The organism is Nocardia sp. FBN12, from assembly GCF_054031145.1.
On record NZ_CM132926.1, the window covers coordinates 1,299,277 to 1,317,318 of the forward strand.

An 18,042-nucleotide genomic window follows, 5' to 3' on the forward strand; every position below is an offset into this window, starting at 1 on the left:
CTACACCGAGCTCAACGGTCCTCGTCGGTGGACGCGGTGACCGGCCAGATCGGCAAGCGAAGGGCGGCGGTCGCGGTGGCGGGGACGACGGGATCGTTCGGCGCCACCGCGGCGATCCGCTCGTACGCAGCGCCCATCGCCGGGCGCGGATCCGGTTCGCCCTTGTTCGGCCACAGCGCGGCGGCGCGTTCGGCCTGGGCGGCGATCGTCAGTGACGGATTGACACCGAGGTTGGCCGAGATCGCCGAACCGTCGACGACGCTGAGACCGGGGTAGCTGTGGACCCGGTGGTAAGGGTCGATGACGCCCGTACTCGCGTCAGGACCGATGACGCAGCCGCCGATGAAGTGCGCGGTCATCGGCACGTTGAAAACGTCCGGCCACGTACTGCCCGGTGTCGCACCGAGTTTCGCGGCGACGTGACGGGTCGCCTCGTGGCCGGGCGGAATCCAGGACGGGTTGGGTTCGCCGAATCCCTGCTTGCTGGTGAACCGGCGGCCGAACAGTCCGCGCCGGGTGTAGGTGGTGATCGAATTGTCGAGGCTCTGCATCACCAGCAGGACCAGCGTGCGCTCGCTCCAGCGGCTGGTGCGCAACAGTCGCACGGTCTGTACCGGGTGGCGCCCGGCGATCAGCAGGACCCGCGACCATCGCGGCAGTCGCTGATCACCGTCGACGAGGTAGGTGTTGAGCAATCCCATGGCATTGGAACCCTTGCCGTAGCGCACTGGTTCGACATGGGTGTTCGGTGTGGGATGGAACGAGGACGTGATCGCGACGCCCTTGGTGATGTCGACGGCAGGGTCGACCTCGGTGCGCCCGGCGCCGAGGATGGCTTCGGAGTTGGTGCGCGTGAGCACCCCCAGCCGCGGCGAGATGTCGGGAAGTACCGCGGTGTCACGCATCCGGAACAGCAGGTGCTGGGTTCCCCAGGTGCCTGCGGCCAGGACGACATGCCGTGCCGACACAGTGGCGCGGTGTTTACGGACCCAGCTTCCGGTGCGTTCGGTGTCGACCAGCCAGCTGCCGTCGGACCGCGGCCGGATCGCGGTGACAGTGGTCATCGGTGTGACCACCGCCCCCGCCTGCTCCGCCAATCCGAGATAGTTCTTGACGAGGGTGTTCTTGGCGCCGTGACGGCAGCCGGTCATGCACTCGCCGCACTCGATGCACCCGGTGCGCTCCGGTCCGGCGCCGCCGAAATACGGGTCGGCGACAGTCCGGCCCGGCTCGCCGAAGTAGACACCGACCGGGGTCGGCACGAACGTGTCACCGACTCCCATCTCCCGTGCCACCGACTCGATGATGGTGTCGGCCGGGGTCATGTGCGGATTGCGGACGACGCCGAGCATCCGCCGCGCCTGGTCGTAGTGCGGGCTGAGCTCGGCGTCCCAGTCGGTGATGCCCGCCCACTGGCGATCGCCGAAGAACGCCGCGCCCGGTTTGTAGAGGGTGTTGGCGTAGTTCAGCGAACCGCCTCCGACCCCGGCGCCTGCCAGGATGAAGCAGTCGCGCAGACGATGGATGCGCTGGATCCCGTAGCACCCCAGCCGCGGCGCCCACAGGTACCGGCGCAGATCCCAGTTGGTCGCGGCGAAATCCGCGTCCGCGAACCGGCGACCGGCCTCCAGGACACCGACGGTGTACCCCTTTTCGACCAGGCGCAGGGCAGTGACACTGCCACCGAACCCGGACCCGACGATGAGGACGTCGTAGTCGCAGGCGGCGGGGGAATCTTCTGACACGGCCCCGACGGTAGAAGCCCGCATGCCGAAGCGACCCGTTCGGCGCGCCCACTGGCGGAACTCACGATTTCGGGCGCGAAGTTATGGCACCGATGACAGTGGACGCCAACCCGCCGCAAGTCCTGCCCGGTGATCCGGACGTACCCCCGGCGGCCCCCTTCGATCCGATCGCGCCGAGCAACGCTGCGGACGGCTGCTGATCGGTCGGTGGGAAGAGCGTGAGATGACCTCGAATATGTTGTAGGTCAACATGATTGGTAGGATCTCGAAGTGAGTGGATGGTCCGGGACCGCAGACCTTGGCCGTCCACTCGCTTGGGGGAATGTGATCGTTCAACCGCGAGGCATCGCGACGCCGGCCGCTGGACATCTCGGCGTCTTCCACCGCTCGTGTTCGTCGGGTTGTATGGTGCTCGGCGGCCGCTCGTGACTTGGCTACGTGCCGGTAACCCGCGCACGGTGCTTGTATATGGGGCACGGGGGTGCAGACTGCGCACGGACCGGGAGTTGCAAACCTCACCCGCAGGACGATGTCCTGGGTAAATGGAAGGAGTCGGCGAGTGTTCAGCCGTATCGCCATCGTGAATCGGGGCGAGGCCGCCATGCGCCTCATCCACGCCGTCCGTGATCTGGCGGCGGCGACCGGGCTACCGATCGAAACGGTCGCCTTGCACACCGACGTCGACCGGAATGCCACCTTCGTCCGGGAAGCCGATATCGCCTACGACCTCGGTCCGGCGTCGGCACGCCCGTACCTGGATCTCAAGGCGCTCGAGAAGGCCCTCGTCACCACCAAGGCCGACGCGGCCTGGGTCGGCTGGGGCTTCGTCGCCGAGGATCCCGCGTTCGCGGAGCTGTGCGACCACATCGGCGTCACGTTCGTCGGGCCGAGCGCCGAGGCCATGCGCAAGCTCGGTGACAAGATCGGCGCCAAGCTGATCGCCGAGGAAGTCGGCGTGCCGGTCGCACCGTGGAGCCGGGGCGCGGTCGACACCGTCGAAGACGCCATCGAAGCGGCCACCCGGATCGGCTACCCGCTGATGCTCAAGGCCACCGCCGGTGGTGGCGGTCGCGGCATCCGCGTGATCACCGACGAAGCCGAACTCGTCGACGCCTACGAGCGCACCAAGCAGGAAGCCGCCCGCGCCTTCGGCAGCGGCGTCGTGTTCCTGGAGCGTCTGGTCACGGGCGCCCGGCACGTCGAGGTCCAGGTCATCGCCGACGGTCAGGGCACCGCGTGGGCGCTGGGCGTACGCGACTGCTCGGTGCAGCGACGCAATCAGAAGGTGATCGAGGAATCCTCCTCTCCCGTGCTGAGTGCCGAGCAGACCGCCGAACTCAAGGGTTCCGCCGAGCGCCTGGCGATCGCCGTCGGGTACTGCGGCGCGGCGACCGTGGAGTTCCTCTACCACCCCGGTGACCAGCTGTTCGCGTTCCTCGAGGTCAACACCCGGCTGCAGGTCGAGCACCCGATCACCGAGCTCACCACCGGTTTCGACCTGGTGCACGCGCAGCTGCGGGTGGCGTCGGGTCACAAGCTCGAAGGTGAGCCGCCCGCCGAGCGCGGACACGCCATCGAAGCCCGCCTCAACGCCGAAGACCCCGATCGCGACTTCGCGCCCGCCCCCGGCCGCATCGTGCGCCTCGACCTGCCCGCGGGCCCCGGCATCCGCGTCGACACCGGCGTCAGCGAGGGCGACACGATCCCCGCCGACTTCGACTCGATGATCGCCAAGATCATCGCCTACGGCCACGACCGCGACGAAGCGCTCGGGCGACTGCGCCGGGCCATGGCCCAGACCCGGGTCGTCATCGCGGGCGGTGCGACGAACAAGAGCTTCGTGCTCGACCTCCTCGACCAGCCCGAGGTCATCGACGCCAGCGCCGATACCGGCTGGATCGACCGGGTGCGCGGCGAAGGCCGCCTGGTGACCCATCGTCACTCCACCATCGCGCTCGCCGTGGCCGCGATCGACGCCTACGAGGAAGACGAGCGGGTCGAACGGCATCGACTGCTGTCGACCGCGTCCGGCGGACGCCCGCAGGTGCAGCACGAATCGGGGCGGCCCCTCGACCTGAAACTGCGCGGCGCGGGGTATCGCGTGCGCGTCGCCAGGATCGGTGCGCACCGGTTCCGCGTGGGTATCGAGGCCGGTGGCGACCTGCGTACCGCCGATGTCGACCTCGAGCGTTTCGACGACCACACCGGCCAGATCATCGTCAACGGCACCCGCTACCGCCTGATCACCGGCACGCACGGACCCACCCACGTGGTCGACGTGGACGGGGTGACCCACCGGATCAGCCGCGACGAAGGCGGCGTCGTCCGCTCGCCCGCACCCGCGCTGGTCGTCGGCACGCCCCTCGAGGTCGGCGCCGAGGTCGAGGCCGGTGCGCCGGTACTCGTGCTCGAGAGCATGAAGATGGAAACGGTGCTGCGCGCACCCTTCCGGGCCAGGCTGAAGGAATGCGCGGTCTCCGTCGGCACCCAGGTCGAGGCGGGCGCGCCGCTGCTGCGGCTCGAGCCGCTCGCCGACGACGACGAAGCCGCCGAAACCGTGACCAGCGGCACCGTCGAACTCGATCTGCCCAACGCGGCAACACCTTTGGGCGCACACGAGCGGGTGACCCGCGGCCTGCAGGACCTGAGTAGCCTGCTGCTCGGCTTCGACGTCGACCCGCACGACGAACGTCGCGTCCTCGACGACTACCTCGCGGCCCGCCGGGAAGCCGTAGCTGACAGCCTGCGCCCGCTCGCCGAAGAGCTCGAACTGGTGCAGATGTTCGCCGACCTCGCCGAACTGAGCCACAACCGGTCGGCCGACGACGATCACGGCCAAGGACACGTCCACAGCGCCCGCGAGTACTTCCACACCTACCTGCAGAGTCTCGACGTCGAACGGGCCGGGCTGCCTGAGTCGTACCAGGCCAAACTCGGTACCGCGCTGCGCCACTACGGGATCACCGAGCTGGACCGGACGCCCGACCTCGAAGCGGCGGTCTTCCGGATCTTCCTCGCGCAGCAGCGTCCCACCGACACCGTCACCGTCGTCGCCGCGCTGCTGCGCGAATGGCTGACCGAGCCGATGCCCGACCAGGTGCTGCGCGAACCCGTCGGTCTGGCGCTCGAGCGCCTCGTCGCGGCGACGCAGGTGCGTTTCCCGGTGATCGCCGACCTCGCCCGCGGCCTGGTCTACGCCTGGTACGGCCAGCCGCTGCTGCGTCGCAACCGCGCTCGCGTGTACACCAACGTCCGCAAGCACCTGAGCTACCTGGACGCGAACCCGCAGGCCGACGATCGCGGCGCGCGGATCGCCGAGATGGTGCGCAGCACCGAACCGCTGGTGCGGCTGCTCGGCCAGCGGCTCGAGCGTGACAAGCCCGACCACACCCCGATGCTCGAGGTGCTGACGCGGCGCTACTACGGCAACAAGGGCCTCACCGGTGTCCGCACCGAACAGGTCGGTGACACCACCTTCGTCGTCGCCGAACGCTACGGTTCGACGCTGGTGTCGACCGCCGTGAGTTTCGACAAGCTCGATTCCGCACTCGACGGTCTGGCCGAATTGGCCACCGGCGCGGTCTCCATCGACGCCGACATCTACCTCAGCTGGGAAGCGCAGCCCGAGGACTTCGACGCGATGGCCGCGGCGCTGCAGGATGTGCTCGGCGCGCATCCGGTGCCGAAGCAGGTGCACCGGATCACCGCCACCGTCGCCGGCAGCGGCGGCTCGGTCATGCACCACCACTTCACCTTCCGTCCGTCGGTGACCGGGATGGCCGAGGAGCGCTTGATCCGCGGTCTGCACCCCTACATCGCGCAGCGGATGCAGCTGGAACGGTTGCGCAAGTTCGACCTCACCCGCTTGCCGTCCTCGGACGAAGAGGTCTACCTGTTCCGCGGCGTGGCCAAGGAGAACCCGTCCGACGAGCGTCTCATCGCCTTCGCCCAGGTCCGTGACCTCGCGGCGCTGCGCGACCACGACGGCCGCCTGGTGGCGCTGCCCACCGCCGAGAGCGCCATCGCCACCTGCGTCGACTCGATCCGTCGAGCCCAGTCGCGGTTCCCCTCGGCCAAGCGGCTCAACACCAACCGCATCGTGATGTACATCTGGCCGCACATGGACGTCACTCGCGCGGAGCTCGAGACCATCGGGGGCCACGTGCTGCCGACGGCCGCGGGTGCGGGGCTCGAGGAGATTCTGCTCATCGCACGTCAGCGTGATCCCGAGACCGGCGAGCTGACCAAGGTCGGCGTGCGCATCACGTTCCGCCCCGACGGTGGATCCGATGTGACGGTCGGCGAACGGACCGACGAACCCGTCGAGCCGTTGGACGAATACCGGCAGAAAGTGCTGCGCGCCGCGGCTCGCAACACCGTGTACCCGTACGAATTGACCGCTCTCCTCGGTGATTTCGCCGAGTACGACCTCGATGCCGAGCATGCGCTGGTGCCGGTCGAGCGGCCGAAGGGGCACAACAAGGCGGCGATCGTCGCCGGTGTGGTGACCACGCCGACCGTGCAGCATCCGCAGGGTGTCACCCGTGTGCTGCTGCTCGGTGATCCCACCAAGTCCCTCGGCGCGCTCTCGGAGCCGGAATGCCGTCGCGTGATCGCCGCGCTGGATCTGGCCGAGAGCCTGCGGGTGCCGCTCGAGTGGTACGCGCTGTCCTCGGGCGCGCGGATCTCGATGGCGTCGGGTACCGAGAACATGGACTGGGTCGCGGCCGCGCTCAAGCGGATCGTCGAATTCACCCAGGGTGGTGGCGAGATCAACATCGTCGTCGCGGGCATCAATGTCGGCGCGCAGCCGTACTGGAATGCCGAGGCCACGATGCTCATGCACACCAAGGGCGTGCTGGTGATGACCCCGGATTCGGCCATGGTGCTGACCGGAAAGCAGTCGCTGGACTTCTCCGGTGGTGTCTCGGCCGAGGACAACTTCGGCATCGGCGGCTACGACCGGGTGATGGGCCCGAACGGTCAGGCGCAGTACTGGGCGCCGAACCTGACCGCCGCGCGCGACGTCCTCATGGCGCATTACGAGCACACCTACATCGCCCCCGGTGAGCTGGCGCCGCGTCGCGCGGAGACCACCGACCCCGTCGACCGCGATATCTCCAGCTTCCCGCATGTGTTGGCGGACAGCACCTTTGCCACCGTCGGTGAGATCTTCTCCGCGGCCGCCAACCCGGATCGCAAGAAGCCCTTCGATATTCGCACCGTGATGCACTCGCTCGCCGACCAGGACCACGCCGTCCTGGAACGGTGGGCGGGCATGGCCGATGCCGAGACCGCGGTCGTGCACGACGCGCACCTCGGCGGAATCCCGGTGTGCCTGTTGGGCATCGAGTCACGCAATGTGGCCCGGCGCGGTTTCCCGTCCACCGACGGACCCGACACCTACACCGCGGGCACGCTGTTCCCGCGTTCGTCGAAGAAGGCCGCGCGGGCCATCAACGCGGCCAGCGGCAACCGGCCGCTGGTGGTGTTGGCCAACCTGTCCGGCTTCGACGGCTCGCCCGAGTCGATGCGCAAGCTGCAGCTCGAGTACGGCGCCGAAATCGGCCGCGCCATCGTGAATTTCGACGGCCCCATTGTGTTCTGCGTGATCTCGCGCTACCACGGTGGTGCGTTCGTGGTGTTCTCGAAGGCGTTGAACCCGAACATGACGGTGCTCGCGCTGGAAGGTTCGTTCGCCTCGGTGCTCGGTGGCGCGCCTGCCGCCGCGGTGGTGTTCGCCGGTGAGGTGAAGTCGAGGACCGCCGCCGATCCGCGCGTGCGCGAACTGGAGAGCCGGGTGGCGAACGCGGTCGGCACCGACCGCGCCACGTTGAGCGCCGAACTCGACGAGACGCGCTCGTCGGTGCGTGCGGAGAAGCTGGGCGACGTGGCCGCGGAGTTCGACCGTGTCCACAACATCCAGCGCGCCGTCGAGGTCGGTTCGGTGGACGCCATCGTCAGCGTCGCGGATCTGCGTCCGCGGATCATCGCCGCGATCGAGGCTCGACTGCCCGCGTAATCACGACCCCCACGGACCGGGCCCGGCGACTTCGCCGGGCCCGTTCTGCTGTCTGTCGGGATCAAAGCCCCAGGTCAGGGTGTTCCCGCTCACAGCGGCCGCGCATATACCCTGGAAGCGTCGCATCACATCCGCAGAGTTGGCGACCTGCACGGGAAGGGAGACCGGTCGGACATGCCGAGCATCGCAATATGCCGAGACGCGCTGGAATTGGCAGTGCGCGCCCCCTCGGTCCACAACACCCAACCGTGGCGATGGCGGATCCAGCCGGGCCGGGTCGACCTGTTCGCCGACTTCGGCCGTCAGGTCACCGAGACCGACCCCAAGGCGCGCGCCCTGCTGGTGAGTTGCGGCGCCGCGCTGCATCACCTCGAAGTGGCGTTCGCCATGCTGGGCTGGCAGGCCCACATCGATCGGCTGCCCGATCCGCAACGCCCCGACCATCTCGCGACGGTGCGGTTCACGCCGCGTCCGCCGTCGGATCTCGACATCCGGCTGGCGGCCGCCATCCACCTGCGGCAATCCGATCGGCGCCGCTATCCCGGCGTGCCGGTACCCGCGCGGGATCTGCGCGCGGTGTCACGGTGCGCCTCCCGGTTCGGGGCCGCTGCGCGCCACGTCCCCGACCGCATGCTCTCGCACCTGGCTGCCCCCATGCGCCGCGCCGCCGCCAGGCATGCGACCGATACCCGCTATCTGGCGGAACTGGAGCAGTGGAGCGGCTGCCACGGCGCACCGAACGGGGTGCCCGCCCGCAACGCGCCTGCCGCTCGGTCCTCGGACGAACTGCCGGTGCGGGTCTTCGCCGACGCGGAACTGGCCGAATACACCGACGAACCCGACTCGGCGCACTGGCTCGTCGTGTGTACCCCGAACGACAATGAGCTCTCCCAGCTCGGCGCGGGCCAGGCGACGAGCGCGATGCTGCTGCAGGCCACCTACCTCGGCCTGGCGACCAGCCTGCAATCCGAACCGCTGGGAATGCTCGACCTGCGCGAGCAGATCCGCACCACGGTCCTGCAGGAGTGTGCTTTTCCCCACGTCATGATCAGGCTCGGGGTCATGCCCCATGCCGCGGCGCCGCTGGAATCCACCCCGCGCCGGCCGGTGGGCGAGGTCATCGACTGATTGCCTCGCCGGTTTGCGGGCATGTCCACGACAGGGCGATGACGTCCGTCGAAAGGAGCGTGCGCGATGAATCAGTCAGAGAAGCAGTTTCCCGATGACGCTCGGACCACTCGATCCCATGCGGGGGAGTCGATCAGAGACACCCGGAACTGGCCCGGATTGATCCTTGTCGGGGTCGGGTTGGTGCTGGTCGGCCTCACCCTCACCGCAGCCGGTTACGGCTTCGCGGGCTGGGCCGTGATCGCGGGTGTGGCCTGCGGCGTGTGCCTGGTGGTCGGCATCGGGCTCGTGATCGCGGAGCACCGGCGGGTGAAGGCGCAGGAGGATCTGGCCCTCGGCGACCCGCGGGGGCACTGACGTGGTGGTCATCCGGGCACCGCGCGTCTACCGGCCGCAGTCCGATACCTGGCTGCTGGCCCGTGCGCTGCACGAGGTGCCGGCGCTGCGTGGCGGCCGGGTACTCGACGTCTGCGCGGGTTCCGGCGCGCTCACCGTGGCCGCGGCCACGGCGGGCGCGGGCAGCCTGACCGCGGTCGATCTGTCCTGGTCGGCGTTGATGTCGACCTGGATGAACTGTCGGCTGCGGGGGATCGCGGTGGAATTGCTGCACGGCGATTTCGCGTCGGCGCTACGGTTGCCGCGTTTCGATGTGGTGGTCGCGAATCCGCCGTACGTTCCCGCCGAGCAAGTGGCCGGGCGCGGTGCCGCGCTGGCGTGGGACGCGGGCCCGGATGGTCGCAGCGTGCTCGATCGGCTGTGCGCGATGCTGCCGGACCTCCTCACCGAACGTGGCGTCGGGTTGATCGTGCATTCGGCGGTCAGCGATCCACAGCGCAGCTTGAGCCAGTTGCGCGGGCTCGGAGCGAATGCGCAGGTGGTGGCAACCGGAACGGTGCCGTTCGGGCCGGTGATGCGGGCCCGTGCCGGATGGCTCGCCGCGAACGGCTTCATCAGGGCCGGTCAGTGCGATGAGGAACTGGTGGTGATCCGTGTCGACCGAACATCGTCTCCCGTCGTCGCCGACCCTGCCTGAGCCGGCCCGACCCGGGCCGACGCGGCCTGAGCCGCGTCGCGTCGTCCTGACCGAGGATGGACCCGCGCTCATCGACGGTCCTGTCGAATTGGTCACCGCCGACGGTGCGGTTCTGCACTGCGACCGCTTCGTGGTGGCGCTGTGTCTGTGCCGCCGTTCGAGCACCTATCCACTGTGCGACACCAGCCACCGGCGCCGACATCGTGTGCGGAGTGCCGACTGATGCCGCTTCGACCATTGCCGCAACCGCGTGGCGAACTGTCCGCCGCGGTCATCGAATCGCTCACGCGCTCACCAGGTTCGGTGGTGCCCGCTGCTCCCGAACTCGACCCTTATGGCGAGGATCTCCAGCTCGCTCTGCACACCTGCTACGAACTCCACTACCAGGGTTTCGCGGGTATCGACGAGAACTGGGAATGGGATCCGGACTTGCTGCGCCTACGCCGCGATCTGGAAAACCAGTTCCGCGCGGCCCTGCACGCCGACGTCGCGGGCGGCGACGACGTCGACGAAGAACTCGACCGCTTGCTCGAACCCACCAGCGACGCCGACGGCGTCGCCGGCTTCCTGGCCGAGCGGGGGACCCCCGACCAGCTGCGCGAGTACTTCGTCCACCGTTCGATCTACCACCACATCGAGGCCGACCCCTATGCCTGGGTGATCCCGCGCCTGCGCGGACAGGCGAAGGCGTCGCTGGTCGCCGTGGAATTCGACGAGTTCGGCGGTGGCCGCGGCGAACGCGTGCACGCACAGCTGTTCGCCGATCTGCTTTCCGGCGCCGACCTCGATCCGCGATATCTGCACTACCTCGACGTAGTGCCCGTACCGATGCTCGCGCTGGTGGACATGATGTCGCTGTTCGGCCTGCACCGCGGCCTGCGCGGCGCGCTGGTCGGGCATTTCGCCACCGCCGAGATCACCTCGTCCCCGGCGTCGCGCCGCCTGGCCGAACTCGCGCGCACACTGCTCCCGCACCCCGCGTGCGCGCACTTCTACACCGAGCACGTCGAAGCCGACGCCGTCCACGAACAGGTGATGCGCCGCGATGTCATCGCAGGTCTGCTGGCTGGCGAATCTGACCGAGCCCGGTCGATCGTGTTCGGCATCCAGGCGACGAACCTGCTGGAAGATCGTTTCGCCGAGCACGTCCTGCGGTGCTGGAACGAGAACCGCGGTTCACTGCGCGAGCCGATCAGTGCACTCGCCGCACCTGCGTGAAGGTGATGGCAACCGGGTAGCCGCCCTGTCCGCGGTCGTAGGGATCGTGGTCGGTGACAAGGTGATCGGTGATCGAACCCATCACATTCCAGCCGAACCCCGTCGTATCGATCGGTTCGGTGTCGCCGCAGACGCCGCGCACGCTGATCCGGATCCGGAATCCGTCGGCGTTCACGTCGCAATGGAGCTGGGAATCGGGCACCGCGCCGAGGACCAGGCAGGTTGCCGCTTCGTCGAGCGCGACTCGGGTGTCGGCCACTTCGTCGACCGTGAAACCCGCGATCAGGGCGACGGTTTCGGCGACAGCGCGGAGCATGACGATCTGTCCCAGGTCGGCGTCGATCTGGATGTGGATCGCTGTCGCGTGTTCGGAGTCGGTGATGATCCGGTCGCTCGAATCCACGATGTCCTCCTCCCTGGCGTGCGCTGGAGTGGGCTTCATCGAGCGCTTACCCACGATCGGGGGGAGCGAAACAGGTCAGTGGCAGGGTTGCGATCCGGAGGCCTCGTCGATGGACAGGTAGTACCGGAACAGCGGCCGCACGCCGACCAGATCCAAGGCCCGCTCCACTTCGCGGGGGCCGGTGAGCAGGCGGATATCGACCCTGCGTGCCCACGCGTCAGCCTTGGCGGTGCCGAGCATCGCCGCGACCCGGATGCTCAGGAACTCGGTATCGCGCAGATCGAGGATGACCACCCGCGCCCCGGAATGCACCGAGCGGTCGAGCAGCGCGCGGAATCGGGGCATCCGTGCCGCGTCGAGTTCGATTCCGGCGTGCAGTACCCAGCAGCCGGGTCGTCCGGGGTCGCGCAGCGCCAACTCGGCTGCGGCGTGTGCGGAGGACCCGCGATACCAGCGCAGCCGGCTCGAGTGCCGACGATCCATGACGACAGACATTCAGACCTCCTGTGCGACAGGGCTTTTCCGGTTCGCACTACCGAAGGCCAGTGGCCGACAGGCAATGTGCGGTGCACGAGAACCGGGGTCGGCTGGAGGTCTCAACCTAGGACAATTCTGGCACGTGGCGGCGCTGCTGTCACTGCGTCGGCGTCGGCTCGGCGAGTGCCTGCTCACGCAGCAACGCCAGGGTCCGCGACAGGATCCGCGAGACCTGCATCTGCGAGACGCCGAGCTCGCCGGCGATCTCGCCCTGGGTCTTGGACTCGTAGAAGCGCATGATCAAAACCCGCCGTTCCTCGGCGGGCAGCGCGGCGATCAGCGGGCGCACCGCCATCGCGTCCTCGGTGAGCTGGTAGCACGGTTCGTCCGAGCCGAGCGTGTCGGTGATCGCCTGGGTGGAGTTGTCGCGGCCGTCATGGGTGACACCGTCGATGGAGTTGGTCTGGTAGCCGTTGCCCGCCACCAGCGTGCGAGTGACCTCGACCAGGTCCACCTCGAGCTCGTCGGCGAGTTCGCGTGCGTTGGGCAGCCTGCCGAGCCGCTGCGACAGCTCCTCGGTGGCGGGGCCGATCCTGAGCTGGATCTCCTTGAGCCGTCGCGGTACCCGCACCGCCCACGTGCGATCACGGAAGTGCCTGCGCACCTCGCCCATGATGGTCGGGATCGCGAAGGACAGGAAGGAGGAGCCGCGGGTGACGTCGTAGCGATCGACGGCCAGCACCAGCCCGACCCTGGCGGTCTGCTCGAGGTCGTCGAATTGCTCGCCCCGGCCGTTGAACTTGCGCGCGATGTGATCGGCGAGCGGCAGGCACAGTTCGATGACCTGCCCGCGCAGCGCGTCGTGGTGCTCGTCGCCCGGTTGCAGTGCGCGCAGCTTCTCGAACCACGGTTCGATGTTGTCGTAGCTGTCGCCGCGCGAGTGGGATCGCCGGGCGGTCGGATGTTCGGCTGCTGTCGTTGATTCCCATGTCATCGCTACTTGCCTCACTTCCAGGCGGTTGCAGATGTGTTCATGGGGTACCCACCGGGACCCGGGGCTATGCCCTACCTATGAGGCTAGCGCTCTATGGTCACGACTCGGACGGTCCGTGCAATCGCCGAATCCAGCCGAACTCGACGGTGGTCGGATAGCCGTCCCTGACCGGGTCGAAGCCGGCGTAGTCGGTGCGAAGCGCGTCGGTCAGGGTCGCGACGACGTGCCAGCCGAAGGACTGCTCATCGACGGCGGCGGGCTCACGGGCGAGCGCGCTCACCCGGGCGCCGAGCGCGCCGTCGCCACCGGTGAACGAGCAATCGAGCTGGGTATCCGGCGTCGCGACCAGCATCAACGCGGTGGCGACTTCGTCGAGCGCCAGGAGCAGGTCGGTGACCTCGTCGAGCGCGAACCCACCGACGAGCAGCACGGTTTCCGCGAGCGCGTGCACCATGCTGAGCTGGTCGAGCTCGGCGGGCACCTGGAAGCCGACGGTCCGTGAGCGGGGAGCGATATCGCGATCTCGAGCTCGCACGCCACCTCCCCTCGTCCACCACCGTTGACCGGAGGTTACCCCGTAACCATCCGGTCACGCCTCAGACTCATTTCGGATCGTTACCCGTCGATTCCGGTTCCCCCGGCCGCCTGCCCCGGTTCTTGCGCATCACGAGAACCACGGCGACGAGGGCGACCAATGCCACGATCGCAAGTATCTCCATGGATGCCGCGTACCCCACGAATCGACCCTGAACCATTGTTTACCGCCCGAAGAACGCGGTAGTCCCCCGAGGACGCTGCTTGCGAACCGAGTGCGACGAAGGGACGACGAAATACCATGACCGCCCACGATATTCCGTCCGAGTTCACCCGTCCGCCGACTCCGCCCGACGAAGACCCGGCGACGCCGTGCGAACAGGCAGGCCCCGCACCCGACCAGGAAGGGCCCGCGCTGCGCAGTCCCACCGGCGCACCGATTCCCGGCGACGCGACCCAGCGCGCGCAGCAGGGCCCTCGGCTCACCACTCCGCAGGGCGCGGGCGTTGCCGACACCGATCACGCGCTCAAGGCGGGTCCGCGTGGCCCGACGCTGCTGCAGGACTTCCACCTGCGCGAGAAGATCACCCACTTCGATCACGAGCGCATCCCCGAGCGGGTCGTGCACGCGCGCGGCACCGCCGCGCACGGCGTATTCGTCGCCAATGGCGCCGCTGCGTCGCTGACCAGGGCGAAGTTCCTGGCCGCCGATGCCCGTACGCCGGTTTTCGTCCGGTTCTCCACCGTGCTCGGGTCACGGGGATCGGCCGACACGGTCCGCGACACCCGTGGTTTCGCGGTGAAGTTCTACACCGACGAAGGCGTCTATGACCTGGTCGGCAACAACATCCCGGTGTTCTTCATCCAGGAAGCGATCAAATTCCCCGATGTGATCCACGCCGGTAAACCGGAGCCGGACCGCGAGATCCCGCAGGCACAGTCCGCGCACGATACCTTCTGGGATTTCGTCACGCTGCATACCGAGGCGACGGCGCACACCTTCTGGAATATGTCGGATCGAGCGCTACCGCGTTCCTTGCGAATGATGGAGGGATTCGGTATCCACACCTTCCGGCTGGTCGCCGAAGACGGCACGACGAGCCTGGTGAAATTCCACTGGAAGCCGCGGCTGGGCGTGCATTCGATGCTGTGGGAGGAAACGCAGCTGACGGCCGGGTTCGATCCCGATTTCCATCGCCGGGATCTGGCCGACACGATCGCGGCGGGCATGCAACCGGAATGGGATTTCGGTGTGCAGGTATTCCCCGATACACCCGAACACCTCTTCGAGGGCATCGACCTGCTCGACCCGACCAAGATCGTTCCCGAGGAACTCGCGCCGGTGCAGACGATCGGCACGCTGCGGCTCACCGCGAATCCGGAGAACTTCTTCGCCGAAACCGAGCAGGTCGCGTTCTGTCCGACGCACCTGGTCCCCGGTATCGAGGTCACCGACGATCCGCTGCTGCAGGGCAGGCTGTTCTCTTACCTCGACACCCAGATCAGCCGCCTCGGCGGCCCGAACTTCACGCAGTTGCCGATCAATACACCGCACGCCGATGTCAACGACCTCTTCCGGGACGGCATGCACCAGGGCGCGGTGCACCCCGGCGTCGCTGCCTACAAACCGAATTCGCTGGGCGGTGGTTGTCCCTACGCGGCGAGTTTCGCCGCGGACGCCTATGTCGAATCGCCGACACCCATTCCGCCGCCGGCCGCGAAACTGCGGACGTCCGCCGACAGTGCGGGCTCGGTGTCGTTCGCCGACCACTACTCGCAGCCGCGCATGTTCTATCGCAGCCTGACCAGCGGCGAGCAGCAGCACCTGGCCGACGCGTTCGCGTTCGAACTGGGCAAGTGCCAGTCCGAGACCGTCCAGCAACGCGGTCTGCAGATGCTGGTCAATGTCGACGACGGGCTGGCCGACTACGTCGCGGGCCAACTCGGACTCGACAAGCCCGCTCCGACCGGCGAACCCGTTGATCTCGCGCCGAGTCCCGCGTTGTCACAGCGACACGGCAGTTTCCCGGTGGACGGGCGCACGGTGGCCGTGCTGGTGGACGACACCACCTCGGCCGACGCGGTGCGGGAGGTTTCGTCGGCCCTGGAAGCGGCGAAGGTCAGGCCGATGATGGTCGCGGCGCGCGGCGGTTCCGTCGGCGGTGTGCCGGTGGCACGGACTTTCGCCACGATGCGGTCGGTGGAGTTCGACGGTGCGCTGCTGCTGGCTGGCCCGACCGATCCGCGGGTCGACCTGCTCGTCGAGGAGATGTGGCGACACGGCAAGGCGATCGCCGCCATCGGCACCGCCGCAGCGGCGTTGCAGCGCAACAGCATCGACTCCGATGCCCCGGGCGTCACCGTCGCCGACGCCGTGGCGGCGACAAGCGGACTGCTCACCGGCTTGGGCGAGCATCGTGCGTGGGCCCGCATCGAAGCCGAGCACTGACCCGGTTTCGAGTCGACCGGCCCGGGCATTCCACCAGTGTGGCGATCGGCCGAGGAGCAGAAACGGCGCCGAAAACCCGGCCGGGCCACGCTTTTCGCTAGACGGTGTCGACACCGGAGTAGCTGGTCGAGCGCACCATCGCGACGCCAACGACGTCGTCGCGATGGGCGCCCGGCCCGCATCGCGGTTGCTGCGGACGCGCAGCGCCGGCAACCCCGCCGACGAGGAGGCGATGATGTTCGCGATCGAACTCACCGAGCCGAGCCCGGTGCCCGTACCGCCGGAGCCCGCGCCGCCGGGCCCCGCACCGGACCCGTTTCCGCCGGGTCCCGGCGATCCGGTGCCCACACCACCCTCGCCGCCCGGTCCGGATCCGGTGCCACCGCCGCCGATCCCGCCCGGCCCCGATCCGGTGCCCACACCGCCGTCGCCGCCGGGTCCCGGCGAGCCGCCCGCCCCTCCCGGTCCGGATCCGGTGCCGCCGCCGCCCATCCTTCGCGGTCACCGAGTGCTGACGGCTCCCGGACTCGCGCCCTAGCTGCCACCGCGACGCGGCGATCGAGGAGGCCGACCCATGGACCACAGCACCGCCCCGCTCGTCGCCGCGGTCGCCGAATACCACGCACTCGGCCGCTACGGCTTCACTCCACCGGGACATCGCCAGGGCCGCGGTACCGACACCCGGGTCCTCACCGCGCTCGGCACCGACGCGTTCGCCGCCGACATCCTCGCCTCGCCCGGCCTCGACGACCGGCTAGCGCGCGGCGGCCAGCTGGGCGAGGCCGAAGAGCTCATGGCCGACGCGGTCGGTGCCGAGTCGGCGTTCTTCTCGACCTGCGGCAGTTCGCTGTCGGTCAAGGCGGCGATGATGGCGGTCGCGGGCGGTGACGACGGCGGTCTGCTGGTGGCGAGGGATTCACACAAATCGATCGTGGCCGGGTTGATCTTCTCCGGTGTCCGCCCGCACTGGATCACGCCGCGCTGGGACGCCGAGCGGCACTTCTCCCACCCGCCCTCGCCCGCCCAGGTCGAGCAGGCGTGGCGCGAAAACCCGCATGCCGCAGGCGCTTTGATCGTCAGCCCCAGTCCCTATGGCACCTGCGCCGACATCAGGGGAATCGCCGAGGTATGCCATGCGCGGGGCAAGCCGCTGATCGTCGACGAGGCGTGGGGCGCACATCTGCCCTTCCATCCCGACCTGCCCACCTGGGCAATGGATGTCGGCGCCGACGTGTGCGTGGTGAGCGTGCACAAGATGGGCATGGGTTTCGAGCAGGGCTCGGTGTTCCACGTGCAGGGCGATCTGGTCGACCCGAAGCGACTGAGCCGCTGCGCCGATCTGCTGATGACCACCAGCCCCAATGTCTTGATCTACGCGGCATTGGACGGCTGGCGACGTCAAATGGTCGAATTCGGCCACGACTTGCTCGGCGGCGCCTTGTCCCTGGCCCGGCGAGCCCGCGCCGATATCGACCAGATCAGCGGACTCGAGGTGATGCACGACGACCTGCTCGGCATCGAAGCCTCCCACGACCTGGACTTGCTGCAAGTCCTCGTCGATGTCTCGGCCACCGGTGCGAGCGGGTACCAGGCAGCGGATTGGTTGCGCACCCACCGTCGCCTCGACCTGGGGCTCAGTGACCATCGCCGCGTGCTGGCGACCCTGTCGCCCGCGGACGACTCCACGAGCGTGGACGCCCTCGTCGACGGGCTGGCCCTGTGGAGCGCCGGGCTGGGCGACCCGGCGCCGCACGACATCGACCTACCGAAACCCGAAGACCTGCAACTGGATACGGTGCTGCTGCCCCGCGACGCGTTCTTCGCCCGTACCGAAGCCGTGCCCGCCGCGCAATCGGTCGGCCGGATCGCGGCCGAACAACTCACCCCGTATCCGCCGGGTATCCCGGTGATCGTGCCGGGCGAACGGATCGACGCGGCGGTCGTGGACTATCTGCGCACGGGCATCGCCGCGGGCATGAACATCCCCGACGCCGACGATCCGCGGCTCGACACCATCCGGGTCGTCGCCACCCGCTGAA

General features: G+C 68.6%; 14 protein-coding genes. 9 read left to right on the top strand and 5 right to left on the bottom strand.

The annotated features are described in order from the left end of the window. Window positions 1-11 precede the first annotated feature (11 nt). Entirely contained in the window at window positions 12-1,769 is a 1,758-nt protein-coding gene (locus tag ACWZHB_RS06485; protein ID WP_427907008.1) for an FAD-dependent oxidoreductase, read from the bottom strand. Window positions 1,770-2,304: 535 nt separating this feature from the next. Between ACWZHB_RS06485 and ACWZHB_RS06490 the strand changes: the two genes are divergently transcribed. From ACWZHB_RS06490 to ACWZHB_RS06515, 6 genes are all read left to right on the top strand, one after another. Continuing rightward, window positions 2,305-7,767, top strand: a complete 5,463-nt coding sequence (locus tag ACWZHB_RS06490) for an ATP-binding protein (RefSeq protein ID WP_427907009.1) — start codon at window positions 2,305-2,307, stop codon at window positions 7,765-7,767. Between the two features lie 174 nt (window positions 7,768-7,941). After that, complete coding sequence (locus ACWZHB_RS06495) at window positions 7,942-8,895, top strand: Acg family FMN-binding oxidoreductase (protein ID WP_427907010.1); 954 nt, start codon at window positions 7,942-7,944, stop codon at window positions 8,893-8,895. A 66-nt stretch (window positions 8,896-8,961) separates the two neighbouring features. Continuing rightward, window positions 8,962-9,252: a hypothetical protein gene (locus tag ACWZHB_RS06500; protein WP_427907011.1), complete on the top strand. Its 291-nt coding sequence runs from the start codon at window positions 8,962-8,964 to the stop codon at window positions 9,250-9,252. A 1-nt stretch (window position 9,253) separates the two neighbouring features. Next, window positions 9,254-9,928, top strand: a complete 675-nt coding sequence (locus ACWZHB_RS06505; RefSeq protein WP_427907012.1) for a HemK2/MTQ2 family protein methyltransferase — start codon at window positions 9,254-9,256, stop codon at window positions 9,926-9,928. Continuing rightward, complete coding sequence (locus ACWZHB_RS06510; RefSeq protein ID WP_427907013.1) at window positions 9,885-10,151, top strand: CDGSH iron-sulfur domain-containing protein; 267 nt, start codon at window positions 9,885-9,887, stop codon at window positions 10,149-10,151. Before ACWZHB_RS06505 ends, ACWZHB_RS06510 begins: the two co-directional genes overlap by 44 nt. Then, the gene (locus ACWZHB_RS06515) at window positions 10,151-11,146 is read left to right on the top strand and encodes an iron-containing redox enzyme family protein (RefSeq protein WP_427907014.1); all 996 of its coding nucleotides are present in this window, start codon (window positions 10,151-10,153) and stop codon (window positions 11,144-11,146) included. The genes ACWZHB_RS06510 and ACWZHB_RS06515 overlap by 1 nt, the downstream gene beginning before the upstream one ends. Here the strand turns inward: ACWZHB_RS06515 and ACWZHB_RS06520 are convergent. The 4 genes from ACWZHB_RS06520 to ACWZHB_RS06535 form a co-directional block, all read right to left on the bottom strand. Beyond that, entirely contained in the window at window positions 11,121-11,549 is a 429-nt protein-coding gene (locus tag ACWZHB_RS06520; protein WP_427907015.1) for an anti-sigma factor, read from the bottom strand. The genes ACWZHB_RS06515 and ACWZHB_RS06520 overlap by 26 nt on opposite strands. A gap of 75 nt (window positions 11,550-11,624) precedes the next feature. Then, the gene (locus tag ACWZHB_RS06525; RefSeq protein ID WP_427907016.1) at window positions 11,625-12,044 is read right to left on the bottom strand and encodes an STAS domain-containing protein; all 420 of its coding nucleotides are present in this window, start codon (window positions 12,042-12,044) and stop codon (window positions 11,625-11,627) included. 139 nt (window positions 12,045-12,183) lie between these two features. Next, a complete protein-coding gene (locus tag ACWZHB_RS06530) occupies window positions 12,184-13,020 on the bottom strand; it encodes an RNA polymerase sigma factor SigF (protein ID WP_427907017.1) in 837 nt (278 codons plus the stop codon). Between the two features lie 97 nt (window positions 13,021-13,117). After that, a complete protein-coding gene (locus ACWZHB_RS06535) occupies window positions 13,118-13,555 on the bottom strand; it encodes an anti-sigma factor (RefSeq protein ID WP_427907018.1) in 438 nt (145 codons plus the stop codon). Between the two features lie 300 nt (window positions 13,556-13,855). Between ACWZHB_RS06535 and ACWZHB_RS06540 the strand changes: the two genes are divergently transcribed. From ACWZHB_RS06540 to ACWZHB_RS06550, 3 genes are all read left to right on the top strand, one after another. Further along, window positions 13,856-16,003: a catalase gene (locus ACWZHB_RS06540; protein ID WP_427907019.1), complete on the top strand. Its 2,148-nt coding sequence runs from the start codon at window positions 13,856-13,858 to the stop codon at window positions 16,001-16,003. 163 nt (window positions 16,004-16,166) lie between these two features. Beyond that, window positions 16,167-16,541: a hypothetical protein gene (locus ACWZHB_RS06545; RefSeq protein ID WP_427907020.1), complete on the top strand. Its 375-nt coding sequence runs from the start codon at window positions 16,167-16,169 to the stop codon at window positions 16,539-16,541. Between the two features lie 36 nt (window positions 16,542-16,577). Continuing rightward, on the top strand, window positions 16,578-18,041 hold the full coding sequence (locus ACWZHB_RS06550; RefSeq protein WP_427907021.1) for an aminotransferase class I/II-fold pyridoxal phosphate-dependent enzyme: 1,464 nt from the start codon (window positions 16,578-16,580) through the stop codon (window positions 18,039-18,041). Window position 18,042: the final 1 nt, after the last annotated feature.

Excerpts from the sequence above, each read along its gene's own strand:
- ACWZHB_RS06550 (WP_427907021.1), top strand. The coding sequence starts at position 16,578 with ATGGACCACAGCACCGCCCCGCTCGTCGCCGCGGTCGCCGAATACCAC.
- ACWZHB_RS06515 (WP_427907014.1), top strand. The coding sequence starts at position 10,151 with ATGCCGCTTCGACCATTGCCGCAACCGCGTGGCGAACTGTCCGCCGCG.
- ACWZHB_RS06540 (WP_427907019.1), top strand. The coding sequence starts at position 13,856 with ATGACCGCCCACGATATTCCGTCCGAGTTCACCCGTCCGCCGACTCCG.
- ACWZHB_RS06545 (WP_427907020.1), top strand. The coding sequence starts at position 16,167 with ATGGGCGCCCGGCCCGCATCGCGGTTGCTGCGGACGCGCAGCGCCGGC.
- ACWZHB_RS06495 (WP_427907010.1), top strand. The coding sequence starts at position 7,942 with ATGCCGAGCATCGCAATATGCCGAGACGCGCTGGAATTGGCAGTGCGC.
- ACWZHB_RS06485 (WP_427907008.1), bottom strand. The coding sequence starts at position 1,769 with ATGCGGGCTTCTACCGTCGGGGCCGTGTCAGAAGATTCCCCCGCCGCC.
- ACWZHB_RS06500 (WP_427907011.1), top strand. The coding sequence starts at position 8,962 with ATGAATCAGTCAGAGAAGCAGTTTCCCGATGACGCTCGGACCACTCGA.
- ACWZHB_RS06530 (WP_427907017.1), bottom strand. The coding sequence starts at position 13,020 with ATGACATGGGAATCAACGACAGCAGCCGAACATCCGACCGCCCGGCGA.
- ACWZHB_RS06525 (WP_427907016.1), bottom strand. The coding sequence starts at position 12,044 with ATGTCTGTCGTCATGGATCGTCGGCACTCGAGCCGGCTGCGCTGGTAT.